This is a genomic window from Brevundimonas mediterranea (assembly GCF_011064825.1).
Taxonomy (GTDB): domain Bacteria; phylum Pseudomonadota; class Alphaproteobacteria; order Caulobacterales; family Caulobacteraceae; genus Brevundimonas; species Brevundimonas mediterranea_A.
In genome coordinates this window covers 3073022-3096410 of the sequence record NZ_CP048751.1, presented here as the reverse complement: position 1 = coordinate 3096410, position 23389 = coordinate 3073022, and the positions used below count along the sequence as shown (strand labels likewise).

The 23389-nt window shown below is 67.7% G+C and carries 28 protein-coding genes; 6 read left to right on the top strand and 22 right to left on the bottom strand.

What is annotated here, in order from left to right; genetic code table 11:
- Positions 1–3: 3 nt before the first annotated feature.
- From GYM46_RS15235 to GYM46_RS15210, 6 genes are all read right to left on the bottom strand, one after another.
- Positions 4–318, bottom strand: coding sequence for a hypothetical protein (locus tag GYM46_RS15235; RefSeq protein ID WP_154726195.1), 315 nt, complete (start codon positions 316–318; stop codon positions 4–6).
- Positions 319–335: 17 nt separating this feature from the next.
- Positions 336–701, bottom strand: a complete 366-nt coding sequence (locus GYM46_RS15230; protein WP_040349577.1) for a RebB family R body protein — start codon at positions 699–701, stop codon at positions 336–338.
- Between the two features lie 74 nt (positions 702–775).
- Positions 776–1099 (bottom strand): RebB family R body protein, encoded by a 324-nt coding sequence (locus tag GYM46_RS15225; protein ID WP_008259391.1) that lies wholly within the window; start codon positions 1097–1099, stop codon positions 776–778.
- Positions 1100–1138: 39 nt separating this feature from the next.
- Positions 1139–1477 carry a RebB family R body protein gene (locus GYM46_RS15220; RefSeq protein WP_008262254.1) on the bottom strand — a complete coding sequence of 113 codons (339 nt, stop codon included), beginning with the start codon at positions 1475–1477 and terminating at the stop codon, positions 1139–1141.
- A 230-nt stretch (positions 1478–1707) separates the two neighbouring features.
- Positions 1708–2439 (bottom strand): DNA repair protein RecO, encoded by a 732-nt coding sequence (gene recO, locus GYM46_RS15215; RefSeq protein ID WP_008262763.1) that lies wholly within the window; start codon positions 2437–2439, stop codon positions 1708–1710.
- A complete protein-coding gene (locus tag GYM46_RS15210) occupies positions 2439–2939 on the bottom strand; it encodes a nuclear transport factor 2 family protein (protein WP_008259261.1) in 501 nt (166 codons plus the stop codon). Before GYM46_RS15210 ends, recO begins: the two co-directional genes overlap by 1 nt.
- Before the next feature lie 190 nt (positions 2940–3129).
- Between GYM46_RS15210 and GYM46_RS15205 the strand changes: the two genes are divergently transcribed.
- Positions 3130–4641 carry an acetyl-CoA hydrolase/transferase family protein gene (locus GYM46_RS15205; protein ID WP_008260237.1) on the top strand — a complete coding sequence of 504 codons (1512 nt, stop codon included), beginning with the start codon at positions 3130–3132 and terminating at the stop codon, positions 4639–4641.
- 7 nt (positions 4642–4648) lie between these two features.
- Here the strand turns inward: GYM46_RS15205 and GYM46_RS15200 are convergent, their stop codons facing one another.
- The 10 genes from GYM46_RS15200 to folK all read right to left on the bottom strand — a co-directional run bounded on the left by GYM46_RS15200 (position 4649) and on the right by folK (position 13674).
- The gene (locus GYM46_RS15200; RefSeq protein ID WP_230307629.1) at positions 4649–5884 is read right to left on the bottom strand and encodes a serine hydrolase domain-containing protein; all 1236 of its coding nucleotides are present in this window, start codon (positions 5882–5884) and stop codon (positions 4649–4651) included.
- Positions 5885–5899: 15 nt separating this feature from the next.
- On the bottom strand, positions 5900–6847 hold the full coding sequence (gene era / locus GYM46_RS15195) for a GTPase Era (protein WP_008260354.1): 948 nt from the start codon (positions 6845–6847) through the stop codon (positions 5900–5902).
- Positions 6844–7554, bottom strand: a complete 711-nt coding sequence (gene rnc / locus GYM46_RS15190) for a ribonuclease III (RefSeq protein ID WP_008260468.1) — start codon at positions 7552–7554, stop codon at positions 6844–6846. Before rnc ends, era begins: the two co-directional genes overlap by 4 nt.
- A complete protein-coding gene (gene lepB / locus GYM46_RS15185; protein ID WP_156796436.1) occupies positions 7554–8519 on the bottom strand; it encodes a signal peptidase I in 966 nt (321 codons plus the stop codon). Before lepB ends, rnc begins: the two co-directional genes overlap by 1 nt.
- 58 nt (positions 8520–8577) lie before the next feature.
- Positions 8578–8979 (bottom strand): holo-ACP synthase, encoded by a 402-nt coding sequence (acpS, locus tag GYM46_RS15180; protein ID WP_008258744.1) that lies wholly within the window; start codon positions 8977–8979, stop codon positions 8578–8580.
- Complete coding sequence (locus tag GYM46_RS15175) at positions 8976–9716, bottom strand: pyridoxine 5'-phosphate synthase (RefSeq protein WP_008264343.1); 741 nt, start codon at positions 9714–9716, stop codon at positions 8976–8978. The genes acpS and GYM46_RS15175 overlap by 4 nt, the downstream gene beginning before the upstream one ends.
- Before the next feature lie 24 nt (positions 9717–9740).
- Positions 9741–10325, bottom strand: a complete 585-nt coding sequence (gene pyrE / locus GYM46_RS15170; protein ID WP_008264313.1) for an orotate phosphoribosyltransferase — start codon at positions 10323–10325, stop codon at positions 9741–9743.
- A 38-nt stretch (positions 10326–10363) separates the two neighbouring features.
- A complete protein-coding gene (locus GYM46_RS15165; protein ID WP_155988154.1) occupies positions 10364–12535 on the bottom strand; it encodes a RelA/SpoT family protein in 2172 nt (723 codons plus the stop codon).
- 119 nt (positions 12536–12654) lie between these two features.
- A complete protein-coding gene (rpoZ, locus tag GYM46_RS15160) occupies positions 12655–13014 on the bottom strand; it encodes a DNA-directed RNA polymerase subunit omega (RefSeq protein ID WP_008259724.1) in 360 nt (119 codons plus the stop codon).
- An 84-nt stretch (positions 13015–13098) separates the two neighbouring features.
- Positions 13099–13674: a 2-amino-4-hydroxy-6-hydroxymethyldihydropteridine diphosphokinase gene (folK, locus tag GYM46_RS15155; RefSeq protein ID WP_008263120.1), complete on the bottom strand. Its 576-nt coding sequence runs from the start codon at positions 13672–13674 to the stop codon at positions 13099–13101.
- On the opposite strand from folK, the gene GYM46_RS15150 reads away from it, so the two are divergent.
- The 3 genes from GYM46_RS15150 (at position 13673) to GYM46_RS15140 (ending at position 15145) form a co-directional block, all read left to right on the top strand.
- Entirely contained in the window at positions 13673–14215 is a 543-nt protein-coding gene (locus GYM46_RS15150) for an NYN domain-containing protein (RefSeq protein WP_008260254.1), read from the top strand. The two genes, folK and GYM46_RS15150, sit on opposite strands and share 2 nt — an antisense overlap.
- Positions 14212–14850, top strand: a complete 639-nt coding sequence (locus GYM46_RS15145; protein WP_008260955.1) for a uracil-DNA glycosylase — start codon at positions 14212–14214, stop codon at positions 14848–14850. Before GYM46_RS15150 ends, GYM46_RS15145 begins: the two co-directional genes overlap by 4 nt.
- Positions 14851–14950: 100 nt before the next feature.
- A complete protein-coding gene (locus GYM46_RS15140) occupies positions 14951–15145 on the top strand; it encodes a hypothetical protein (RefSeq protein WP_035309522.1) in 195 nt (64 codons plus the stop codon).
- 10 nt (positions 15146–15155) lie between these two features.
- Here the strand turns inward: GYM46_RS15140 and smpB are convergent, their stop codons facing one another.
- Both smpB and dapA read right to left on the bottom strand, forming a co-directional pair.
- Positions 15156–15629, bottom strand: a complete 474-nt coding sequence (gene smpB / locus GYM46_RS15135) for an SsrA-binding protein SmpB (RefSeq protein ID WP_008259266.1) — start codon at positions 15627–15629, stop codon at positions 15156–15158.
- Complete coding sequence (dapA, locus tag GYM46_RS15130; RefSeq protein ID WP_008260157.1) at positions 15629–16513, bottom strand: 4-hydroxy-tetrahydrodipicolinate synthase; 885 nt, start codon at positions 16511–16513, stop codon at positions 15629–15631. Before dapA ends, smpB begins: the two co-directional genes overlap by 1 nt.
- Before the next feature lie 125 nt (positions 16514–16638).
- Between dapA and GYM46_RS15125 the strand changes: the two genes are divergently transcribed.
- Positions 16639–18699: a lytic transglycosylase domain-containing protein gene (locus GYM46_RS15125; protein ID WP_008262878.1), complete on the top strand. Its 2061-nt coding sequence runs from the start codon at positions 16639–16641 to the stop codon at positions 18697–18699.
- Here the strand turns inward: GYM46_RS15125 and GYM46_RS15120 are convergent.
- Genes GYM46_RS15120 through GYM46_RS15105 form a run of 4 tightly spaced genes read right to left on the bottom strand, consistent with a single transcriptional unit; the run spans position 18693 to position 21863 of the window.
- On the bottom strand, positions 18693–19448 hold the full coding sequence (locus tag GYM46_RS15120; RefSeq protein ID WP_008260235.1) for an ABC transporter ATP-binding protein: 756 nt from the start codon (positions 19446–19448) through the stop codon (positions 18693–18695). The genes GYM46_RS15125 and GYM46_RS15120 overlap by 7 nt on opposite strands.
- Complete coding sequence (locus GYM46_RS15115; RefSeq protein WP_008259987.1) at positions 19445–20434, bottom strand: FecCD family ABC transporter permease; 990 nt, start codon at positions 20432–20434, stop codon at positions 19445–19447. The genes GYM46_RS15120 and GYM46_RS15115 overlap by 4 nt, the downstream gene beginning before the upstream one ends.
- Positions 20431–21237: an ABC transporter substrate-binding protein gene (locus GYM46_RS15110; protein WP_040349580.1), complete on the bottom strand. Its 807-nt coding sequence runs from the start codon at positions 21235–21237 to the stop codon at positions 20431–20433. The genes GYM46_RS15115 and GYM46_RS15110 overlap by 4 nt, the downstream gene beginning before the upstream one ends.
- Positions 21234–21863 carry a TetR/AcrR family transcriptional regulator gene (locus tag GYM46_RS15105; RefSeq protein ID WP_008263027.1) on the bottom strand — a complete coding sequence of 210 codons (630 nt, stop codon included), beginning with the start codon at positions 21861–21863 and terminating at the stop codon, positions 21234–21236. Before GYM46_RS15105 ends, GYM46_RS15110 begins: the two co-directional genes overlap by 4 nt.
- A gap of 131 nt (positions 21864–21994) precedes the next feature.
- Here GYM46_RS15105 and GYM46_RS15100 point away from each other — a divergent pair, with 131 nt between their 5' ends.
- Complete coding sequence (locus GYM46_RS15100) at positions 21995–23380, top strand: glycosyltransferase family 2 protein (RefSeq protein WP_008260364.1); 1386 nt, start codon at positions 21995–21997, stop codon at positions 23378–23380.
- The last annotated feature ends 9 nt before the right edge of the window (positions 23381–23389 follow it).

The window sequence follows — 23389 nt, the reverse complement described above, 5'->3', positions numbered from 1 at the left end:
TGCTCAGGTGACGACCGGCGCGCCGTAGAAGGCCGATGGCGCAGGCTCCTGACGAACTTGCGACACCGACCGCACGCCGACGTCGGCGGTCCGGACCGTGCGGATTTGCTGCATGTCGGCCAGGCTGGTCGCCAGTTGCCGGATCTGCAGCGTCGACAGTTCCGCCGCATGCTGCGTTGAGGCGGCCAGGCGCGCAGCAAAAGCGTCCGCCGAGGCCATGATGGTGATCAGACCGGCGTTGCACACGCCGGCTCCGGCGCACAGCAGCAGGGCGTCGTCGCGACAGGCCGCGACGGCCAGCCCTTCTTCGGTTCTCAATCGCTTTTCCTCGCGTGTCATTCGAACGGCTCCTCACGGCGCGGACCGATGTCCGGCCACGGAATGACGGACGGCTTGTCCATCAGCGCCTGGACGCAGTTCATGGTCGCGACCATGCCCAGGATGTTGGTGGTCTGCTGGTTGGCGACGGCGTTGTGGTACATCATCCCGCTGGCCTGATTGGCGGCCACCAGGCTCTGCATCGCCGCGAAGCTGGGGCCCGAGCCGATGACGGTCAGCAGGGTGTTGGCGGCTGATTCCGCCGTGGGGGCCGTCGCGGGGTTCTTGCTGAGCTCCAGCATGAGCTTCAGAATCTCCTCGAAGTCGCCGAGGGTCTGGGCGGATTTTTCCGCCGTCTTCTCGTTCATCTTCGCCTCGACCATGGTCGTCCTCCAGGGGTTGGCGCGGCGGGCGCCAGTCTCCCGCCGCGGCCGTCACGGATATCCAGGGTTCGGCGTCAGGCCGCCGTGGCGCGCAGGGCCGTCAGCAGGGACAACAGATTGTCAGGCGTGTCCGACTGGCTGATCTTGCTGGCGGCGACAGCGCCGGCCATGGTGTCGACGCTGTAGATCTGGATGACCCCCTGATTGGTCGCGGCCTGGCCGGCGATGGCCAGTTGCTGCTGCGAAGAGGCTGCATTCTCGTAGAGAATGCCGGTGGAGTGGGCGAGCGATTGATAGATCGCGCCCATGGCCATGGCCGGAGCGTCGCCCAGCACCTTGACGTTGGCCTGGGTGACGGCGTCGGTGATCATGCCGTTGACGGGTGTCGGAAGCGCCATGTCTCAAGTCCTTCTGTTTTGGGTTTGCGGGACGGAAAATCAGGAAACCGCAGCCGTGGGACCGACGGCGCGCAGGGCCGTCAGAAGGGCCATCATGTTGTCGGGCGTATCGGACTGGGCGATCTTCGACGTGGCGACCGCGCCGGCCATGGTGTCGACGCTGTAGATCTGGATCACGCCCTGGTTGGTCGCGGCCTGGGCGGCGATCGCCAGCTGCTGCTGCGATGACGTCGCGTTCTCGTAGAGAATGCCGGTGGAGTGGGCGAGCGACTGATAGATCGCGCCCATGGCCATCGCCGGGGCGTCGCCAAGGACCTTCACATTCGCCTGGGTGACGGCGTCGGTGATCTGACCGTTCACCGGGGTCGGAATAGCCATGCTTGTCTCCTTCCATTCGATTGAGGCCTCGGATGGAGGGTCGCGTGGCCCCGTTGAAAGTCGACCCCCACAACCATGACGCGCCATGGGGCGTGGCGTGAATTTCCCGCGGTTGTTTTTCGAGATCTGAAGCACAGCTCAGGCGACGCAGCGGCGTCAGGCCTGCAAGGCGCCCAAGAAAGCGAGCCCCGCGCCGAATTGGCTATGGGGCTTGAACCCGAAGCCGTCGCTTAGAGACGTCCCGTCTCGGCCAGCCGGTCCAGCATCCAGACCCGCGCGGCCGGCAAGGGCTTGTTCTGCGGGTGGAAGACGAACTGTTCCAGAAAATGGCCGGTCAGGTCGAACCCCGCCCTGACGTCGCCCTCGACCAGCCCCGCCTGCGCCCCCAGCATGAAGGGCGGCAGGCTCAGCATCTTGTCGGCATAGGGGGCGCCGGCTTCGCGGCTGACCGCCCGCCCGGTGCGGGGGCTGACATAGATCAGGTCGTCCGCCGTCCCCGTCGCCGCACATTTCGACAGATCGAGGCCGAAGCCCAGGTCTTCCAGCAGCCCCGCCTCGAACCGCACGAAGATGGCCGGCCAGACGTCCGGAAGGGCGAAGGCGGCCATCAGGGCCTCAAAGGCCAGGAAGACGCCGGGATGCGGCTCACGCTCAGGCAAGGCCCCCTGCGCCACCCCCGCAGCAGCCGCCAGGCCGGTCAGGGCCAGGGCGTCGTCGAACAGGGCGCTGGGCCCCTCGCCCACCGGCTCCAGCCGCGCCCCGCCCAGATGATCCGATGTCCGCGCGCGATAGTCGGCCACGACCCGCGCCCCGGCCTGCAGGAAGGGTCGCATCTTGCGGGACGCCCCGCCGGCCACATAGGCCGCGCGCCGTCCATGGCTTTCGGTCAACAGATCCACCACGGCGCCGGTGTCCCCATGGGCGCGCGCCGACAGGACAAAGGCCTCTTCATGAAAATCCATCAGTGCGCGGGATCCGCGTCAGGCCGGGCCTCGACCGGAGACTGAACCAGAGCCACCACTGCCTTCGCCTTGTCGTTCGGAATGGGCATGCTCAACACATACTGCTCGATCTTCCAGCCGTCCTCGGTTCGGCGCAGCACGCCGGAACCGCGCGTCAGCCCATAGGCGTCGTTGTCCAGCAGTTCGTCGAACCAGACGATGCAGCGACAGTCGCCGGGCGCCAGTGTCGTGACCCGGTCGTGGGGCCGATAGGTCCACCCCTGCCCCCGCGAGAAATAGGGCGCCGCATAGGCCTTGAACTGAGCCAGCGACCATCGCTCGGTCGCGTCGGTGCCGATGAAGCGGGCGTCGGGCGTGAACAGGCCGAAATAGGCGTCGGCGTCAGCATGCGAAGCCGCCGCATGCATCCGATCCACCACGGCCTCGGCCGCGACCACGGGGTCCTCCGTAGATTGCAGGGGGACGGACATCAGGGCCAGGGCGGCGAGAGCGGCGATCATGGGTTCGTTCTACTCCTGTTCTCGATTTTCGAAAACAGGCTAGCCGCCGGAGCCGGCCCTCTGAATATTTGACGAGGATCATGGACGAAGCGGGCAAGCTCGACCAAGGTCTAATGGACCGTCGAGACCGCGACGCCCAAGTCCAGCCCCGCCTTGCAGGCCCTCCCCGGCCGTAACCTTGAAGAGCTCCATGTCGCGTATCCGCAGCCAATCCCTGCGCTCCAAGCTGATGTCCGCCCAGGACGCCGCCGCCCTGATTCCCGCCGGCTCGACCGTGGGCATGAGCGGCTTCACCGGCTCGGGCTACCCCAAGGCGGTGCCCTCGGCTCTCGCGGCGCGGATCGAGGCCGCCCACGCGGCCGGCGACGCCTTCCGGCTGAATCTCTGGACCGGCGCCTCCACCGGGCCGGAACTGGACGGGGCCCTGGCCAAGGCCGACGGGATCGAACGCCGCCTGCCCTACAACTCCGACCCCATCGCGCGTGAGAAGATCAACTCGGGCCAGATGGACTATCTGGACATGCACCTCAGCCAGCTGGCGCCCATGGTCTGGCAGGGCGTGCTGGGTCCGCTGGACACCGCCGTGGTCGAGGTTTCGGCGATCAACGCCGACGGCAGCCTGGTCCCCTCCTCCTCCATCGGCAACAACAAGACCTGGCTGGACCGGGCCGAGCGCGTGATCCTGGAGGTCAACGCCTGGCAGAACCCGGCGCTGGAGGGGATGCACGACATCTATTACGGCACCGCCCTGCCGCCCAACCGTGTGCCCATCCCCCTGACCCGGCCCGATCAGCTGATCGGCCAGCCGACCCTCCGCTGTGATCCGGCCAAGATCGTCGCCATCGTCGAGACCGAGGCCCCCGACCGCAACCTGCCCTTCGCCGCGCCCGACGCCAACGCCCGCGCCATCGCCGGCCACCTGATCGAATTCCTCAAGCACGAGGTCCGAGTCGGCCGCCTGCCGACCGCCCTGTTGCCGCTGCAATCGGGCGTCGGCAATGTCGCCAACGCCGTGCTGGCGGGCCTGATGGACAGTCCGTTCGAGCGGATGGCCGCCTATACAGAGGTGATCCAGGACGGGATGCTGGACCTGCTGGACGCCGGCAAGTTGACGGTCGCCTCCGCCACCGCCTTCTCCCTCAGCCCGGAGGCGGCGGCGGACATGAACAGTCGCATGGAGCAGTTCCGCGGCAAGATCATCCTGCGCCCGCAGGAAATCTCCAACCACCCCGAGCTGATCCGCCGCCTGGGCTGTATCGCCATGAACGGCCTGATCGAGGCCGACATCTACGGCAACGTCAACTCGACCCAGGTCATGGGCTCACGCATCCAGAACGGCATCGGCGGTTCCGGGGACTTCTCGCGCAACGCCTTCATCTCCTGCTTCGTGACGCCTTCAACGGCCAAGGGCGGCGCCATCTCGGCCATCGTGCCCATGGCCAGCCACGTCGACCACATCACCCAGGACGTCCAGGTCATCGTCACCGAACAGGGCCTTGCCGACCTGCGCGGCCTGTCGCCGAAACAGCGGGCCAAGCTGATCATCGCCCACTGCGCCCACCCCAGATACCGCGATGCGCTGAACGACTATTACGACCGTGCGCTGAAGGGCTCCTACGGCCTCCAGTCGCCGCACCTGCTGAACGAGGCCCTGTCCTGGCACCAGCGCTACATCGACACGGGGTCCATGCTGCCGACCTGACGGGCGGTCAGCGGGCCAGGGTCGTGGGGAATTCCCGGCCCAGGGCCTCGGCCATCGCCTGTTGGCTGATCAGGAAGACCTGGTCGCGGAGGTGATAATTGTTCGACAGCACGATCACCGTCACATCGGCCTCGGGCTGATAGAGCATCAGGTTGCGGAACCCGCCCCAGCTGCCGGTGTGATAGATCTGGCGATCCTGGAAACTGGGCCGAACCTGATCGCCCAGCCGGTTCGAGAAGATCCCGTAACCCCAGTCGCGGCGCGGACGGCCCCGCTCCTTGGGCGTGTCGGCCGGGGCGTGGTCGGCCAGCATCTGCTGATAGCTGAACGGCTTCAGCAGCGCTCCCCGGTGCAGCGCCCTTTGCCAGACCAGCAGATCGTCCAGGGTCGAATAGACCGCACCCGCCCCGGCGACGATGGAGGTGTTGGCGTTCGGCTGGGCCGCCAGCCCGGCCGGGAAGTTGGCGTAGCCCATGATCACCCCATGGTCGCCGCCGTCCAGGTCCAGCCCGCTGTCCTTCATGCCCAAGGGGCCGAAGAAGGTCTCGCGCATATAGGCGTCATAGGGCCGGCCGCTGGCCTGCTCGACGATGGCCGCCGCCAGGTTGAAGCCCGCATTGTCGTAACGGACCTTGGTTCCCGGCGCGAACTGCAGGCCGAAACGTTTCGAATCCTCGGTCAGCTCGTTCAGGGTCGCCGGCGTGGTCCGACGCATGCCCCAGCCCGGCCGCGCCATCAGGTCCGGTATCCCCGAGGTGTGCGACAGCAGGTGGCTGATCCGCACCGGCTCCCACGCCTTCGGGCACGGCTGGATCCATTTGCACACGGGGTCGGAGATGCGCAGCCTTCCCTCGTCCTGAAGACGCAGGATGGCCGTGGCGGTGAACTGTTTGGAGATCGAGGCCAGGCGAAACCGGGAATCCAGCTTCAGCGGCCGATCCTGCTCATAGTTCGCCTCGCCATAGACCTGACGGAACAGCACCCGGTCGCCCTTGGCCACCAGCACCGCCCCCATGAAACGCCCGGCGGCGGCCTCACGGTCCAGCCGTGCGGCCAGTTGCGGCAAGTCCTCGACCACCACCAGGGGCGGACGCGGCGGCGTGTCGGGACGTATGGAGGCCAGAACCGCATCGCTGGCGGGTTTCACGGCCGTGGAGAAGCCCGCCCAGACCGCGCCGCCGAGGATCAGCGCCCCAAGGACGCCCAGAACGAGCCGGGGATGGCCCCCAGGGGTACGCGGCACTTCAAACACGGGAACTCAGACGTCGAAATCCAGACCGAACTGGGCGTAAAGCGCCCGCGAATCCTGCCACTTCGGATCAACCTTGACGGTCAGGAACAGGTGGACCTGGCGGCCGAGGATCTCGTTCAGCTCCTCGCGCGCCTTCTGGCCGATCCATTTCAGCGTCTGGCCCCCCTTGCCCAGGACGATGGGCCGCTGGCTCTCGCGCTCGACATAGATGGTCTGTTCGATCCGGGCCGAGCCGTCGGCGCGGTCCTCGAAACTGGTGGTCTCCACCGCCGCCGAATAGGGCAGTTCCTCGTGGACGCGCAGATAGACCTTCTCGCGCGTGATCTCGGCCGCCAGAACCCGCACCGGCACGTCCGCCGCCTGGTCCTCTGGATACAGCCACGGCCCCTTGGGCATCGACCGCGCCAGACGCTGCTTCAGGTCCTCGACCCCGTCGCCGTTGGCGGCGGAGATCATATAGACCTCGTCATAGACGCCGCTCTCGAACAGTGTCTGCGACAGGGCCAGCAGGGTGTCGCGGCGCATGCCGTCGATCTTGTTCAGCGCCAGAATCACCTTCGTCCCGGTGGACTGAAGATTGGCGATGATGGTCTCGGTGTCCTCGGCCGAGCGGCGGTCCGCCGCCGTGCCTTCACGGCCCTCGGCGTTGATGTGCGACTGGGCGTCGATCAGGTGGACGACCACGTCCGCGTCCTGCGCTCCGCCCCAGGCCGAGGCGACCATGGCCCGGTCCAGCCGACGGCGCGGGGTGAAGATGCCGGGGGTGTCCACCAGAACGATCTGGGCGTCGCCTTCCATGGCGATGCCGCGCACCGGGAACCGTGTCGTCTGCACCTTCTGGGTGACGATGGAGACCTTGGATCCGGTCAGCCGGTTGACCAGCGTGGACTTGCCGGCGTTCGGCGCGCCGATGATGGCGGCGAAGCCCGCGCGCTGGTTTTCGATATCGGTCAAATGACGCCTTCACGTTTGAGGAGAGCCGTTGCGGCCGCCTTCTCCGCCTCCTGACGCGAACGCCCCTGTGCGGTCAAGGGCTCCACGCCCTCGACGGACACCTCGATGGTGAATGTCGGCGCATGATCCGAACCCGTCCGATCCGCGACGCGATAGGTCGGAAGCGGTCGGCCCTTGGCCTGGGCCCACTCCTGCAGCGCCGACTTGGGGTTGGTCACGGTCCGTGACGGCGGGGCGGAAAACTCTTCCGCCCAGGCCTTGTCGAAGAAGGCTCGCGCCGCCTCCAGCCCGCCGTCCAGATAGACGGCCGCCAGGATGGCCTCGACCGCGTCGGCGATCACCCCGGCCTTGCGGCGCCCCCCCGTCTTGGTCTCGCCCGGCGACAGCCGCAGCGCAGCGCCGACGCCCAGGGCCTCTCCCACCCGTGCGCAGGCGGTCTTGTCGACCAGGGCGTGCAGGCTGGACGAGAGCTGACCCTCGTTGGCGGTGGGATAGTCCCGCGACAGCTTCTCGGCCACCAGCAGGCCCAGCACCCGGTCGCCCAGGAACTCCAGCCGCTCGTTGTCGCGGGGGCCATGCACGCCGACCGGCGCGCCCTCGCCCACGCTGGCGTGGGTCAGGGCGCGTTCCAGCAAGGCCGCATCCCTAAAGGCATGACCAATGCGTGTCTGAAGCGCCGCGACCGCCTCGGCCCGTAAATTGGCCATCAGTGCAGGACGTTGAAGAACCGGTCGAGCCGCACGTTGAACCAGCTGACGGGGTTCCACAGCGACGATCCGGGCTTCCACGAGAACAGGATGATCTGCGCCTTGCCGACCAAGTTCTCGGCCGGGACCATGCCCACGCCGCTGGACTGTTCGACACGGCTGTCGATCGAGTTGTCGCGGTTGTCGCCCATCATGAAGTAGTGGCCGACCGGCACCTCATAGACCGGGGTGTCGTCCAGGTCGTTGCCGGGGCCGAAGTCCTGGGTCATGAAGCTCTTGCCTTCCGGCAGGGTCTCGCGGACCTCGGCGATCGTGTGCGCGCCGAAGATGTCGTCGATCTCACCCTGGCTGACGACGACGTCCTGAACCGGCTTGTCGTTGATATACAGCTTGTTGGCGATCATCTGGATGCGGTCGCCCGGCAGGCCGATCACTCGCTTGATGAAGTCGGTCTTGTCGTCACGCGGCAGCTTGAACACCACGATATCGCCGCGCTTGGGCGCCGAACCCATGATGCGGCCGTCGAACAGCGGCGGGCTGAACGGGATCGAGTGTTTCGAATAGCCGTAGGACCATTTCGACACGACGATATAGTCGCCTTCGTACAGGTTCGGCTCCATCGAGGCCGACGGGATGGTGAAGGGCTGGAACAGGAAGATCCGCAGCACCATGGCGATCAGCAGGGCGAAGAAGATCGTCTTGACGATCTCGACCGTTTCGTCGCCGGCGCTCTGTTCGCCCTTGGCCTTCTTGGCGGGCTTGCGCGCATAGACCGGAGTCGTCGGCTCGTCCTCGAACGGCGCATCCCCCTTGTCGCTCCAGACCGGGCGCTTTTCGGCGGCGGGATCCTTCACCGCCTCCACAGGCGCATCGGCCTCGGACGCGGCGAAGACTTCCTCCGGCGTGGCGTCGGTCGCGTTGGTCTGGGCAGCATCGGCGTCGTGCGGCTTCTGGTCTTCGCTCATGCGATCAAGCATCCCCTTGCCGCGTCTGCGCGGTCGTCCCGTGACGGGTATATCGCGATTACGACAGCGGCAAGGCTTCGATCACCACGAAGGCGAGTGCATAGGGGTGTTCATCGCTGAGGGTCAGGTGAATCCTCGCCTCATGACCCGCCGGCGTCAGTCGCGCCAGATGGTCGGAGGCGTGGCCCGTCAGGGCCAGGGTCGGCTGGCCGGAGCGCAGGTTCACCACCCCCATGTCGCGCCAGTAGACATCGGCTCTCATCCCGGTGCCCAGGGCCTTGGCGCAGGCCTCCTTGGCGGCGAACCGCTTGGCGTAACTCCAGGCGGGATCGGGCTTGCGGTCCGATCGCGTCCGCTCCAGATCGGTGAAACAGCGCTGTTTGAACCGCTCGCCGAACCGATCCAGCGAGGCCTGGATTCTCCGAATATCGGACAGGTCCGCCCCGACGCCGAGGATCACAGGGCGGCGTCCATCGCCGCCCGCATGCGGCGAATGGCGGAATCCAGGCCGACGAAGATGGATTCGCCGATCAGGAAATGGCCGATGTTCAGCTCTCGAACTTCGGGGATCGCCAGCATGCGCGGCGCCGTGTCGTAATCCAGCCCATGGCCGGCATGGACCTCAAGCCCCAGGATGTCGGCCTGGGCTGCGGCGGCGGCGATCCGTTCGAACTCGACCTCCCGCTCGCCGGGATCGGTCAGCAGGCAGTAGCGGCCGGTGTGGAACTCCACCACCTGCGCGCCGACGGCGGCGGCGGCCTCGACCTGGTCTTCCGACGGCTCGATGAACAGGGACACCCGGATGCCCGCCTCGGCCAGGGCCTGGGCCACCGGCGCGATCCGCGCCTCGTGCCCCGCGACGGCCAGACCGCCCTCGGTCGTGACCTCCTCGCGCCGTTCGGGCACCAGACAGGCGGCGTGGGGCCGATGGCGCAGGGCGATGGCCAGCATCTCCTCCGTCACCGCCATCTCGAAATTCAGGGGCTTGCCCGCCCGGGCGCACAGGGCGCTCAGAACATCGATGTCGGCGTCGGTGATATGGCGACGGTCCTCGCGCAGATGGGCCGTGATGCCGTCGGCGCCGGCGGCCAGCGCCGCCTCGGCGGCACGGGCCGGATCAGGATGCGTCCCGCCCCGCGCGTTCCGCACGGTGGCGACATGATCGATGTTGACGCCCAGCCTGACCCGTTCGCGCATCTCAGCTCCTCGCCAAACCGAACATCACTTCGAAAGTCTGCGGCTGCCGGGATCCTCGACTGGCAGAGCCGCCAGTTCCGGCGGCAGGGCGTCGGCCGGATAGGCCGGCACTTCCAGCGAGGCCAGGGCGATCAGGGGCACGCCCACATCCGCCTTGCCGCCCGACCGATCCACGATACAGGCGGCCGCGACCACTTCGCCCCCCGCAGCCTGGATGGCGGCGATGCACTCGCGCGACGACAGGCCCGTGGTGACGATGTCCTCGACCATCACCACCTTCTGCCCCGGCTCGACCGAGAACCCGCGCCGCAGCTTGAACTGCCCGCCTTCCCGCTCGACATACATCGACGGCACGCCCAGGTGACGCGCGGTCTCATATCCGGGGATAATCCCGCCCACGGCCGGCGAAATGGCGACATCCACGGGCCCCACGGTCGCGACGATCTTGTCCGCCAGGGCCTTGCACAGGCGTTCGCAGCGGTCGGTCTGCATGAAGACCAGGTTCTTCTGCAGGAAGACCGGGCTGTGCAGCCCGGACGACAGGACGAAATGGCCTTCGCGCAGGGCGCCGGCGTCACGGAATTCGTTGAGGACGTCTTGGGTGTTCATGGCGCGGTCTTAGCGCCTCGGCCCCTCGAGTCAAAGGCTCAGCCTCGACCGCGATCGACGTTGTCGACGGACGGATTGGCCCGCAGCGCCGCCATAAGCATGGTCGCGTGTTTGGCGTCTTCGACCTCGACGTCGATGGTCACATCGAAGAAGTCCTGCTGGCGGTAGGCCATGGACAGGTTGATGATATTGCCGCCCGCCTCGCCGATCAGGGTCGTCACCTGCCCCAGCACCCCCGGCGCGTTGCGAATGGTCGCGTTCAGACGAACCGCCGCCACGGCGTCTGTCTCGGCCTGGGGCGTCCATTGCAGGTCGTGCCAGACCGAGTCGTCATCGGCGAAGGCCGCCAGGGACTGGCAGTCGATCGTATGGACCGTCAGGCCGATCTCCGGCTCCAGGATGCCGACGATCCGATCGCCCGGCACCGGGGTGCAGCACTGCCCGAAGTGAACGCTGACGCCCGGCGTCAGTCCGCCGCCGCGCACGAACAGACGGGCGGTGTCGCTTTCGATCCGTTGTTTCTCGGGTCCGGCCTTCAGCCGCCCCTTCATGGCGGGGAACAGGGTCTCCGCCACCGTCGTCGGCGATAGTCGGCCGCGCCCCAGGCTTTCGAACACATCATCGTCACCGGCGACCGCCAGGGTCTCCAGAATCGGCTTCAGCGACACCTCGGCCAGGGTCTTGTCTATTCGGGCCAGGGTCTGCTGCAGGGCGATTCGGCCCAGTTTGACGAACTCCTCGCGTTCCGAAGTCCGGATGTGGCGGCGGATGGCCGAACGGGCCCGGCCCGTGACCGTCAGGCTGCGCCAGTCGGCGGGCACTTCGCGTTTGGCCCCGCGGATGATCTCGATCACGTCGCCGTTCTGAAGCGGCGTCCGCATCGGCTTCAGTTCGCCGTTGACCTTGACCCCCACGGCCGTGTCCCCGACCTCGGTGTGGACCGCATAAGCGAAGTCCAGCGGCATGCCGCCGCGCGGCAAGGTCACCAGCCGCCCCTTGGGCGTGAAGACGAACACCTGGTCCAGGTACATTTCGAGCTTGGCGTGCTCGACCCAATCTTCGCCGCCCTCGCCGTGCTCAATCACCTGAACGAGATGGCGCAGGTTCTGCAGCGGATCGCGTCCGCCGCCCTTGGCCATGGCCTCGTGGTCGAATCCATAGGACTGGTTCTTGTAGCGCCAATGGGCCGCCACCCCGTCTTCCGCCACGCGATCCATCGCCTCTGTGCGGATCTGCATCTCGATCCGGAGGCCGCGCGGCCCCACCACAGTGGTGTGAAGCGAACGATAGTTGTTCGACTTGGGCGTCGAGATGAAATCCTTGAACCGCTCAGGCACCATCGGCCATTCGCGATGGATGACGCCCAGGGCGCGATAGCAGTCGTCCTCGGCTTCCACGATCACGCGGAAACCATAGATGTCGGACAGGGACGAGAAACCGACCGACTTGCGCTGCAGCTTGCGCCAGATCGAATAGGGGGTCTTTTGCCGCCCGAACACATGGGCGCCCACGCCCGCCTCGGACAGAACCCGCTCGACCTCGCCGGACACGCCTTCGATGGCGCGGCCATGCTCCAGCTTCAGCGCCTCCAGCCGCCGTTCGATGGCCGTCTTCGCCGTCGGATTCAGATAGGTGAAGGCCAGTTCTTCCAACTCGGACGCAATCGAGTGGATGCCGATCGACCGTCCCAGCGGGGCATAGACTTCCAGCGTCTCGCGGCTGATCCGTTCGCGCTTCTCCGGCTTGACGTACTGGAGCGTGCGCATGTTGTGCAGACGGTCCGCCAGCTTGACCAGCAGCACCCGGACGTCCCGGCTGATGGCCAGGATGAATTTCCGCAGGTTCTCCGCCTGGCGGGTGTGTTCCGCCTGAAGCTCCAGCCGGCTCAGCTTGGTCACGCCTTCGACCAGGACCGCGACCTCCTCGCCGAACATCTGAGCGATGTCGTCGCGCGTCGCCGAGGTGTCCTCGACCACATCGTGCAGCAGGGCTGTGACGATGGTGGCTGTGTCGAGCTTGTAGTCGGTCAGTATGCCCGCGACCTGGATCGGGTGGGCGAAATAGGGATCGCCCGAGGCCCGCATCTGCGAGCCGTGCATCTTCATCGCATAGACATAGGCGCGGTTCAGCAGCGCTTCGTCGGCGGTAGGGTCATAGGCCTTGACGGCCTCGATCAGCTCGAACTGACGAAGAACCGGCGCACGCTTGATGGCGGGGGCCGGTTCTGCAGTCGTTGAAACAGGTTCGTTTTTGTTTGCAGTTTGGGGCGCCGGCGGAACCGTCTCGGTCCGCGCCGGCAGGATAGTGACGCCAGGGGCTCCCTCGGGCGTCAGTACCGCTCCTCCTGACCGCCGTCGCGGTCGCTTTGCAGCGCGCGGATCAGCTCGGCCTCGGCCATGTTCATGTGTTGCGGTTCGGCCAGCAGGGCGACGGTTTCCGCCTCGTCCTCGGCTTCGGTGCGCTCATCGACGCGTTGCAGCGTGGTGATGATGGTCTCGCGCAGTTCATCCGGCACGACGGTGTCGTCGGCGATCTCGCGCAGGGCGACGACCGGGTTCTTGTCGTTGTCGCGGTCGATCGTCAGGGCGGCGCCGTTGGCGATGCTGCGGGCGCGGTGGCCGGCCATCAGCACCAGACCAAAGCGGTTCGGTACCTTTTCGATGCAGTCTTCGACGGTGACGCGGGCCATGAAATTCCTCGAACGCGGGGGAGAACCGCGTGAAATACAGATAGGGACTGACTTTTGCAACGCCAGAGCGGCGAAAGTGCGGCCTCAGACCGGATGGGCGTCGCGCCCCACCGTCGCCGAAGCCGCCAGGGCCTGGGCGACCCCGCCGTGGGGATGGACCCAGTCCGGCGCGATCTCCGCAATCGGCCCCATCACGAAGCGGCGCTCGGCCGCGCGGGGGTGCGGCAGGATCAGCCCGTCCAGGTCCCCGCTCAGTCGACCATAGGCGATCAGGTCCAGATCCAGCGTGCGCGGGGCGTTGCGGACCGACCGCTGACGGCCGAAGACATCCTCGATCCGCCCTAGGGCCGCCATCAGCGCGTGGGGATCGTGGCGCGTGGCGACAATGACCACCCCGTTCAGGAACGGCGGGTCCTGCGGATCGGGCCAGGCCATGGACGACCACCAGGACGACCGCGCCACCACATCAATCCCCTCGCTGCGAAAACGCGCCAAGGCGGCTTCCAGCGCCTCGCGGCAGGAGGCCCAGACCCCCTTGTCATTGCAGCCCAGCGCCACGATGACTGCAGCGTCCAGATCGGGCGCGCCGTCGATTCCCACATCGACCGCAGCGTCCGGCCGGGCGCCATTTTCTTCATTTCTTTTGACGGCCTCGACCATGTTTCATTCCACCGACCGCCTGGCGATCTTCATCGACGGTTCGAACCTGTATTCCGCCGCCCGCGCCTTGCAGCACGATATGGACTTCAAGCGGATGCTGGACTGGTTCCGCGAGAAATCCATCCTGACGCGCGCCTATTATTACACGGCGGTGGTCGAGGGCGAAGAGTTCTCGCCGGTGAAGCCTCTGGTGGACTGGCTGGACTACAACGGCTTTTCGGTCGTGACCAAGCCGGTGAAGCGCTTCACCGACGGCCAGGGCCACAGCCGGATCAAGGGAAATATGGATATCGAGATCGCGGTGGACATGCTGGAACTGGCCCCCCGCCTGGATCACGCCGTGCTGTTTTCCGGCGACGGGGACTTTCGGCGACTGGTGCAGGCGGTGCAGGCGCTAGGCGTGCGCGTCACTGTCGTCTCGACCCAGAAGACCCAGCCGCCGCATATCGCCGACGAACTGCGTCGCCAGGCCGACGCCTTCCTTGATCTGAACGACCTGATGGCCGAGTTCTGTCGTCCCAAGACGGGCGCCGGTCAATGAGCCTGAGACCCGAGCCCCCCCGCGACTGCCCCCTGTGCCCGCGCCTGGTCGAGTATCGCCAGGAGAACGCCCGCCAGAACCCCGACTGGTGGAACGGCCCCGCCCCGTCCTTCGGCGATCCGAACGCCCGGCTGCTGGTCGCGGGTCTCGCGCCCGGCCGCACCGGCGCCAATCGCACGGGGCGGCCCTTCACCGGCGATCACGCCGGCTGGCTGCTGTACGACACCCTGAAAAAGGCGGGCTTTGCTCAGGGCCACTATGATCCGAACGGCGACGACGACCTGACGCTGGTGGACTGCATGATCACCAACGCGGTCCGCTGCGCCCCGCCCGGCAACAAGCCGCTGCCGATCGAAGAGACGACCTGCCGCCCCTTCCTGATCGACCGCCTGGCCTTGCTGCCCAATCTGAAGGTCATCGTGACCCTGGGCGACGTCTCTCGCCGCAACATCCTCAAGGCGTTCGGCCGGCCGGCCTCGGCCATGCCGGCCGGCCATGGCGCAGAGGGCGAGGCCGGCGGATACGTCATCCTGAACTCGTATCACTGCTCCCGATTGAACACGAACACCGGCCGGCTGACCCCGGCCATGTTCGAGGCGGTGTTTGATCGGGCGCGCGAGATCATCGCCCGCTAACCCTCTACTGTTGCGTGCGTGTCGCACGACTCTGCCATGCTGAAATAAGGCGGAACAGAGGCGAGCGTTCGGCGTTCGTCTCCCAGCGGGAGGCTGGACGATGCGACGCACTGACGGATTATTCACGCGACGCGAGCGCAGGATCGCGATCCTGGCCGCGGTCCTCGTGATTGTGATCACGGCCCTGGCCCTGATCACAGGCGGCCTTTTCCATCCGTCCACAGGGACCGGAGGCGCGGGCGGCTATGGTTTCGCCGATCTGCCGGGGGTCACGGACGCCCGGCCGCTGGGGTAGTGCTCGGGCCTCAGCCCTTGTCGCGCATCAGACGGGCCTTGTCGCGCTGCCAGTCTCGTTCGGCCGAGGCTTCGCGCTTGTCGTGCAGCTTCTTGCCCTTGGCCAGGGCGATCTCCAGCTTCGCCTTGCCCGCGTCGTTCAGATACAGCTTCAGCGGAATGATCGTCTGACCGTCGCGCTGCACCGCCCCGATCAACCGGTCGATCTGCTTTCTGTGCAGCAGCAGTTTGCGTGGTCGGCGCGGCTCGTGATTGAAGCGGTTCGCCTGCTTGTACGGCGGGATGTCGGCGTTGATCAGGACGATCTCGCGCCCCTCCACCGCCGCATAGCTTTCGGCGATATTGGCCCGTCCGTCCCGCAGCGCCTTGATCTCGGTGCCGAGCAGTTGAATACCCGCCTCGATATTGTCCTCAAGGAAATAGTCGAACCGCGCGCGGCGGTTCTCGGCGATGACCTTGGACTTCGACTGCGGCTGCGGCGCCATCAGACGACGCCCGCATCCGCCATGGCGCGGTCGATCAGCGGCTTGACCCCTTCCGACGTCGGCGACAACGGCAGCCGCGCCTCCTCGCTGCACAGGCCCAACCGGGCCAGGGCGTATTTGGTCGGAGCCGGAGAATTGTCGAGGAACAGCGCCTTGCACAGGCCGATCAGTCGATTCTGCCAGTCGCGGGCGGTGGCGTAGTCGCCGGCCGCCGCCGCATTGTGCAGGGCGACCATGGCCTCGGGCGCGACATTGGACGCCACCGAGATCAGTCCGACCCCGCCACAGGCGTGATAACCCAGATAGCTGGAATCATCGCCCGAGATCAGGTCGAATTGGCCGTCGATATTGGCGCGCATCCAGCTGACCCGGCTCATGTCGCCGGTGGCGTCCTTGACGCCGACGATGTTCGGATGGGCCGCCAGCCGCGCTACCGTCTCATTGGCCAGATCGACTCCCGTACGCGACGGGACGTTGTAGAGCAGGATCGGCAGCTGAACGGCGTCAGCGATAGCCTCGAAATGCGCCGCCATGCCCGCCTGCGAGGGGCGGATATAATAGGGGGTGACGATCAACGCCCCATCCGCACCCACCGCCTTGGCGTGCCGGGTCAGGTCGATGGCTTCCTTGGTGTAGGGCGATCCGGTTCCAGCGATGACGCTGACGCGCCCCGCCACCAGCCGCACGCATAGATCGATCACATGCTTGTGCTCGTCCAGGTCCATGCTGGCGCCCTCGCCCGTCGTGCCGACGGGCACCAGCCCGTCGACGCCTGCGGCGATCTGTCTTTCGATGAGCGTGGCGAATGCGGCTTCGTCCACGTTTCCGTCATGAAGTGGTGTGATCAGGGCGGTGATCACGCCCTTGAACAAGGGGGCGGTCATGGGACTAGCTAGCCTGCGTGGGGAGGGGCGATGGACGGATGTCCAGAACCTCTGTCTTGAGAGCGCGGGACGTTAGGTCGCCAGCGGCCTCGCCGCAACCGGGATGAATGAGAACAGGAAATATCATGATCGCGACCAGTCTGGCTGCGGCCCTCGCCGTCATCGCCCCGACCCCGCAGGACGCCCTTCCCGGCCAACCTGTTCCCTATTCCGCCGTTTCACAATCCGTGCCGGGTTACAGCCCCACCTATCAGGGCCGCGTGCTCGATGACCAGGACACGGCCCTGTTCCGTCAGGGCCTGGCGGCGGCGCGGGCGCGCGACATCCCCGGCGCCCAGGCTGCGATCTCGCAGATGCGCGACCCCACGGCGCGCAAGCTGATCGAGTGGGCCCTGATCGACACCTCGGGCGAACAACTCTCCTACGCCGAACTCGCCCAGGCCCAGACCGCCTTGAAGGGCTGGCCGCGCGCCGAATCACGTCGCGCCGCCGCAGAATCGGTTCTGGACCGCGTCGGCGCCACGCCGGACGCCGTCATGGCCCTCTTCTCCGACCACCCGCCCGAAACCGTCCAAGGCGCCATCGCCAACGCCTCGGCGCTCGAACAGCGCGGACGTCACCGCGAGGCCCGCGCCCTGATTCGCGACTGGTGGCGGACCCGATCCTTCGACGCCGAGCCGCAATCGCGCATCCTCGCGCGCTGGGGCGGGGAACTGACCCCGGCCGATCACGAGGCGCGGCTGAACATGCTGTTGCTCGGTCCGCACGGCCCGGCGACGCGCGCCATGCTCGATCTTGTCTCGCCGGAACGGGCGGCCGTCGCCAATGCGGTCATGAGCCTGCGCACCGCCTACAGCCCGGACGCCGTGGTGGCCGCCCTGACGCCCGCCCAGGCCGCCGATCCGGCGGTGACGCTGGAACGGGTGCGAATCCTGCGCTCTCAGAACCGCCAGTCGGAAGCCTTCCCCCTGCTGGCCAACCTGCCGCCCGCCCCGGCTCATACCGCAGGCGACAACACCCTGTGGACCGAGCGCCGCAACTATTACCTCGACGCCCTGCAACAGGGGAATTGGCGCGCCGCCTATGACGCCATGAACGGCCACGGCTTCACCTCCGGCGACCGGATGGTGGACGCGGAGTTCTTCGCCGGCTGGGTCGCCCTGACCAAGCTGAACCAGCCCGAGGTCGCCGCCCGCCATTTCGAGGCCCTGCGCACCGCCTCCTCCACCCCGATCACCCAGGGTCGGGCCTATTACTGGCTGGGCCGGGCGGCCGAGGCCCGCGGCGAGCGCGACGCCGCCCTCGGCTATTACCGCAACGGCGCCCAGCATTGGCAGACCTTCTACGGCCAACTGGCGGCCGAGAAAGCCGGGATGACCACCCTGACCCTGCCCGGCGAACCGGCCCCGACCCAGGCCGACATCGCCCGGTTCGAATCCAACGAGCTCGTCCGCGCCATGCGAATCCTGGGCGAGACCGGCGAGACCAGCCTGCTGCGGGTCTTCGCCTATCAGCTCGACAACGACCTGCCGACCATCGAGGATCTGGCCCTGCTGATGGACCTGACCCGCAGCTATGGCGAAGGCTTCACCGCCATGATGGTCGGCCGCGCCGCCAGCCAGCGCGGCTTCGTCCTGCCCGAACGCATGTACCCCGTGCGCGTCCCGCCCCAGGTCGCCGGCGCCGCGCCGCTGGAATTCACCCAGGCCATCACCCGCCAAGAATCCAGCTTCGACCCGCGCGCCCGCTCCGGCGCCGATGCGCGCGGCATGATGCAGTTCCTGCCCGCCACGGGTTCGGGCGTCGCCCGTCGCCTGGGCATGGGCTTCTCGGCCGAGCAGCTGTGGGATCCGGACTACAACATGACCCTGGGCAGCTATCACCTGGGCGAGCTTATGGCGGCCAACAACGGCTCCATGCTGCTGGCGACGGTCGGCTACAACGCCGGCCCGGCCCGTCCGAGCCAGTGGATCGCCCGCTGTGGCGACCCACGCGGCGATTCCAATGCGGCCATCGACTTCATCGAATGCGCGCCCTTCACCGAGACGCGCAACTATATGATGCGGGTGATGGAGAATATGGCGGTCTACAAGGCCCGGCTGAACGGGGGATCGGCCCCGCTGACGACTTCGTCCGACATAGCACGCGGCGCGGCCGCCGGTCCCCGCCCCTACGCCGCCTACTGAGCCCGACGGGCCGCCAGCAGCGGCCCGTCCGGCCCCTCGATCCAGGTCCCGTCCAGGCCGAAGACCTGGCGCAACACGGGTTGCGCCAGGGCGTCCAGGGGCGCGGTGTCGGCGACGATGCGTCCGCCGTCCAGCACGACCACCCGGTCCGCAAAGGCGGCGGCCAGGGTCAGATCGTGCAGGCTGACCAGCACCCCGGCGGCGGCTCTAGACCGCGCCCGCAGTTGTTCCAGCACCAGCCGCTGAGCGTCTGGATCCAGACCCGCCGTCGGCTCGTCCGCCAGCAGAAGCGGCGCATCGACCACCAGGGCCCGTGCCAGCAGAACCCGCGCCCGCTCGCCGCCCGACATTTCGGCCACCCCTCGATCCGCCAGATGGCCCGCCCCGACGGCCAGCAGCGCTTCCTTGGCCCGATCCAGAGCCGCCTCTCCCGCCAGGAAGGGCGCGCCAAGGGCGGCCACCTCAACCGCAGGCAGATTCCAGGCGATCCGCCGCTCCTGCGGCAGATAGGACAGGCGTTCGGCTCTCTGACGCGGCGATAGACGGTCGATGTCGTCGTCCCCCAGTCGCACCTCGCCGCTTTCTGCCGCCAGCAGTCCCGCCGCCGCCCGGATCACGCTGCTCTTGCCCGCCCCGTTCGGGCCGCACAGGGCCACGACTTCGCCGGCCGAGACGGTCAGGCTGACACCGTCCAGCACCTGCTCACGCCCGATCCTGGCCCGGACGGCGTTCAACGACAACAGGCTCACAGCCGCCACTCCCGCGCCGCCCGCCAGGCGATCAGGGCGAACAGGGGCGCGCCGATCAGGGCCGTGAACACCCCCAGCTTCAGTTCCTGATCCGTCGGCGTCAACCGCGCCAGCAGGTCGGCGACCACCAGCATCAAGCCACCGGCCAGGGCCGAGGGCGCCAGGATCCGCCCCGGATCGCCCCGCACCGCCGCCCGCACCAGATGGGGCGCCGCCAGACCGACGAAGCCGATCACGCCGGCCACGGCCACCGCCGCCCCCGTCGCCACCGCCGCCGCGACCAGAGCCAAGGCGCGAACCCGCCCCATGGACAGACCCGACGCGGCCGCCGCCTCGTCGCCCAGGGTCAGCATCCGCAGCCCTCCCGCCGACAGGCCGGCGAAGACCGCCGCGACGACCACTGCGGGCGTGACCCAGGCCACATCGACCCAGCTGCGGTTCTGCACCGACCCCAGCAGCCAGGACATGACCTCGGCCTGGGCGATGGGCGACGGCGACAGGTTGAAGATCAACGCGGTGACCGCCCCGGCGAAACTGGACAGGGCCACCCCGAACAGGATCAGAGCCTCCGGCGCCCGCATCAGGCCCGAGGCGACGATCAGCAGACCGCCCGCCGCCGCCGCCCCCAACAGGGCGGACATCTCGACCACGCCCGCCACCCCGGCGCCGCCCAGGACAATGGCCAGGGCCGCCCCCAGGGCCGCCGTCGCCGACACACCCAGAACGCCGGGATCGGCCAACGGATTGCGCAGCAGGCCCTGCATCACAGCCCCGGCCAGACCGAGTGCGGCGCCGACCGCCAGGGCGCAGACCGCGCGCGGCGCGCGCACCTGCCACAGGACGACCCATGGACCGGACGACGGATCGCTGAAGGCCGCCGCATACTGGGCGGCGTCAAAGGGCGTCTCGCCGATCAGCACAGCGGCCGCCAGGGCCGCGAGGATGACCAGTCCCAGGATCAGGCAAAGCCTAAACATCCGGCTCATGGCCGCCCTCTCGCCATCATCTCGACCCCGTCAGCCGCGAACCAGGCCGGACAGGTCAGCACCGCCGCCGGCAGTTTCGCCGCCGTCCGTCCCTGGGCCGCGCGCCGCACCACCGGATGCCGCCCCGCCCCGCGCCAGTCGGCCCGCAACTGATCGAAGAAGCCCAGCACGAACCGGATCGGCGGCTCCATCGCGATCCGCTCGACGCTGATGGCGCCGAACCCCGGCGCGGCCGTCAGATTGCGAAACCCGGCGGCCCGGATCATCGCATCCATCAGGGTGCCGGGTCCGGAGGTGAACCCGCCCGAGGTCAGATAGACCGCGCCCGGCCGGGGGCGGTCCGCCGCCGCCGCCCGGTCAAGTTTGGCCTGCATGGCCCGTTCCAGCCGTGCGCCGCGTTCCACCTGGCCCAATTCCCGGGCCGCCGTGCGGATATTGGCCCGGACCCCGTCCATATCGGTCGCGTCCGCGATGGTGACCACCGTGACGCCCTGGGTTTGCAGAAAGTTCAGCAGCCTGGGCTCCCCGCCCCAGTAGCGCACGACCACATCCGGCCTGAATCCCACAGCCGCCTCCAGCGTCGGCCGCAGACGCCTGTGGCCCGCCGCTTCGCGCCTTAACCAGGCGTCGGGATCGTCGGCGCGCGGCGACAGGGCCAGATCGGCGTCCGGGGCCAGGGCCAGCACATACTGGTCGGCGCACTGGTCCAGGGCCATGACCCGCAAAGGACGCGCCTGCGCGCCCTGGGCGACGGCGACGGCCATGGCCGCGACCGCCGCCGCCAACCCCCAAGCACGGTTCACGATTTCAGCAGGCCGGAAAAGACGGCGTCCAGGGTGGTCTTCACCAACACCTCGCGCCCCGCCCAAGGGAAATAGGGTTTGGTGATCATCAGGGAGACGACGCCATGGGCCGAGGCCCAGATCGATTGGGCGATCATGCGGGGATCCCCTTCCATTCGCCCTGCGGCCACGGTTTCACCGACCAGGGTCTCGAAGGCTGCGAAGACCCCCGCCCCCAGTTCCTGCGACAGGCTCTGGGCGCCGTCCCGGGCCTCGACGGGGCGGGTCAGATAGATCAGGCGATAGGCGTTCGGATTGGCGAACCCGAAATCGACGTAGACCTCGATCATGCGCCGAAGGCGGACCTCGGGCGGCCCATCGAGGGCGGACAGGGATTCAGCCGCCGAGATCAGCTCACCGAACGCGTGGCGGCAGATTTCCTGCAGGATCGCGCCCTTGTCGGAGAAATGCATATAGAGGGCGGTCGAAGACAGGCCGACCTCGTCGGCGATCTTGCGGATCGTCGCCCCTTCATAGCCGTACTCGACGAAGATGCGTTCGGCCGCAGCGAGGATCTCGCCACGCCGTGAATGGCCCTCGCCCTTGGGTTTGCGACTGGAACGCGAGGATGGCGAAACGACGGGCAACGGCGACTCCGGATCTTGCCCGCCCTGAATAGCGACAATCTGTCATCGACGCCAATCGCCGCCTCGAAGAACAAGGTTGCGCGAAATGCGTATTTCTAGTTGTGTTGCGCCGGGCGCGGGGGCGAACGGACATGACGACGAGGGATGCGGCGCAAACCGGCGCGGCGCGGCGAATGCCGACCTTGGGGCAGGCGATCATGGTCGCGAGCCTGGCGACGGCGCTTGTGGCCGCAGGAATCGTCTGGCCCCGCTCGACGCTTTCGGCGTCGTTCATCGGGATTCAGATGGGCTTCGTCGCCTCGGCCCTGTGGCGCGCGGCCCTGGTCATCGCCTGTCTTCGTCCTACCCCGTCGTCGCCCAAACCCTCCCGGTGGCCGCGTTACACAATTCTGGCCGCCCTTCATGACGAGGCGGCCGTTGTGCCCCAGCTTATCCAGCGCCTGTCGAAAATCGACTATCCGCGGCGTCAACTCGAAGGTTTTCTCGTGCTGGAAGCCCATGATCAGGCCACCATAGATGCGGCCAAGGCCGCGCGCCGGCCGGGCTGGCTCCGGATCCTCGTGGTCCCGCCAGGCGCTCCGAAGACCAAACCCCGCGCACTGAACCACGCCCTGGCTTTCGCGACAGGCGAGCTCCTGACCATCTATGACGCCGAAGACGAACCGGATCCCGGCCAATTGCGCGAGGCGGCCTCACGTTTCGCCGGCCAGCCGCAACTGGGTTGCCTTCAGGCCCCCCTGCGGATTCGCCGGCGCAACGCCGAACTCTCGACCTTCCTCGACCGCCAGTTCGCCTTCGAATACGCCGCCCTGTTCGAGGTCAACCTGCCCGGCATGGCGAAGCTGAACCTGCCTTTTCCTCTGGGGGGCACCAGCAATCACCTGCGAACCGCCGCCCTTCGTCGGGTCGGGGGCTGGGACGCCTACAACGTCACGGAAGACGCCGATCTGGGCTTCAAGCTCTGGTCCGCGGGATGGCGGCTGGGGGTGCTCGAAAGCCCGACCTGGGAAGCGCCGCCGGGGGCGCTGGAACGCTGGCTGCCGCAACGCACCCGTTGGCTGAAAGGCTATATGCAGACCTGGGGCGTCCACACGCGTGCGCCTCGGGCCCTGGGCCGGCGCGGCCAGCTGTCGCTGGCCATGACGCTGGGCGCCGCCATCGTCTCGGCGGCTTCCCACGCGCCCACCCTGGCCTGGCTCATTGCGGCCCTGATGGTCGCCCTCAACATCGGCATGGCTCCAGTCGTGCCTTTGGCCTCCTTCGCCGTCCTGGCCGTGGGCGTCATCGCCGCCTGGATGGGCTGTGCGGTGGGCGCAAGACGGGCCGGGCAGGACTACAGGCTGACCGACATGTTGGCCGCGCCCGCCTACTGGTCCCTGCTCAGCCTGGCCTTCATCCATGCCCTTTGGCGGCTGATCGTCGCCCCCTATGCATGGGACAAGACGGCCCACGACGCCGAGATCGACGCCGAATGCACGTCCGTGATGACGGTGGACGCTGGACGCGAGGCCGCCTGACCGCCTATC

Excerpts from the sequence above, each read along its gene's own strand:
- GYM46_RS15230 (WP_040349577.1), bottom strand. The coding sequence starts at position 701 with ATGGTCGAGGCGAAGATGAACGAGAAGACGGCGGAAAAATCCGCCCAG.
- GYM46_RS15225 (WP_008259391.1), bottom strand. The coding sequence starts at position 1,099 with ATGGCGCTTCCGACACCCGTCAACGGCATGATCACCGACGCCGTCACC.
- GYM46_RS15220 (WP_008262254.1), bottom strand. The coding sequence starts at position 1,477 with ATGGCTATTCCGACCCCGGTGAACGGTCAGATCACCGACGCCGTCACC.
- recO (WP_008262763.1), bottom strand. The coding sequence starts at position 2,439 with ATGGATTTTCATGAAGAGGCCTTTGTCCTGTCGGCGCGCGCCCATGGG.
- GYM46_RS15210 (WP_008259261.1), bottom strand. The coding sequence starts at position 2,939 with ATGATCGCCGCTCTCGCCGCCCTGGCCCTGATGTCCGTCCCCCTGCAA.
- GYM46_RS15205 (WP_008260237.1), top strand. The coding sequence starts at position 3,130 with ATGTCGCGTATCCGCAGCCAATCCCTGCGCTCCAAGCTGATGTCCGCC.
- rnc (WP_008260468.1), bottom strand. The coding sequence starts at position 7,554 with ATGGCCAATTTACGGGCCGAGGCGGTCGCGGCGCTTCAGACACGCATT.
- lepB (WP_156796436.1), bottom strand. The coding sequence starts at position 8,519 with ATGAGCGAAGACCAGAAGCCGCACGACGCCGATGCTGCCCAGACCAAC.
- GYM46_RS15175 (WP_008264343.1), bottom strand. The coding sequence starts at position 9,716 with ATGCGCGAACGGGTCAGGCTGGGCGTCAACATCGATCATGTCGCCACC.
- pyrE (WP_008264313.1), bottom strand. The coding sequence starts at position 10,325 with ATGAACACCCAAGACGTCCTCAACGAATTCCGTGACGCCGGCGCCCTG.
- rpoZ (WP_008259724.1), bottom strand. The coding sequence starts at position 13,014 with ATGGCCCGCGTCACCGTCGAAGACTGCATCGAAAAGGTACCGAACCGC.
- GYM46_RS15150 (WP_008260254.1), top strand. The coding sequence starts at position 13,673 with ATGTTTCATTCCACCGACCGCCTGGCGATCTTCATCGACGGTTCGAAC.
- folK (WP_008263120.1), bottom strand. The coding sequence starts at position 13,674 with ATGGTCGAGGCCGTCAAAAGAAATGAAGAAAATGGCGCCCGGCCGGAC.
- GYM46_RS15145 (WP_008260955.1), top strand. The coding sequence starts at position 14,212 with ATGAGCCTGAGACCCGAGCCCCCCCGCGACTGCCCCCTGTGCCCGCGC.
- GYM46_RS15140 (WP_035309522.1), top strand. The coding sequence starts at position 14,951 with ATGCGACGCACTGACGGATTATTCACGCGACGCGAGCGCAGGATCGCG.
- smpB (WP_008259266.1), bottom strand. The coding sequence starts at position 15,629 with ATGGCGCCGCAGCCGCAGTCGAAGTCCAAGGTCATCGCCGAGAACCGC.
- dapA (WP_008260157.1), bottom strand. The coding sequence starts at position 16,513 with ATGACCGCCCCCTTGTTCAAGGGCGTGATCACCGCCCTGATCACACCA.
- GYM46_RS15125 (WP_008262878.1), top strand. The coding sequence starts at position 16,639 with ATGATCGCGACCAGTCTGGCTGCGGCCCTCGCCGTCATCGCCCCGACC.
- GYM46_RS15115 (WP_008259987.1), bottom strand. The coding sequence starts at position 20,434 with ATGAGCCGGATGTTTAGGCTTTGCCTGATCCTGGGACTGGTCATCCTC.
- GYM46_RS15100 (WP_008260364.1), top strand. The coding sequence starts at position 21,995 with ATGACGACGAGGGATGCGGCGCAAACCGGCGCGGCGCGGCGAATGCCG.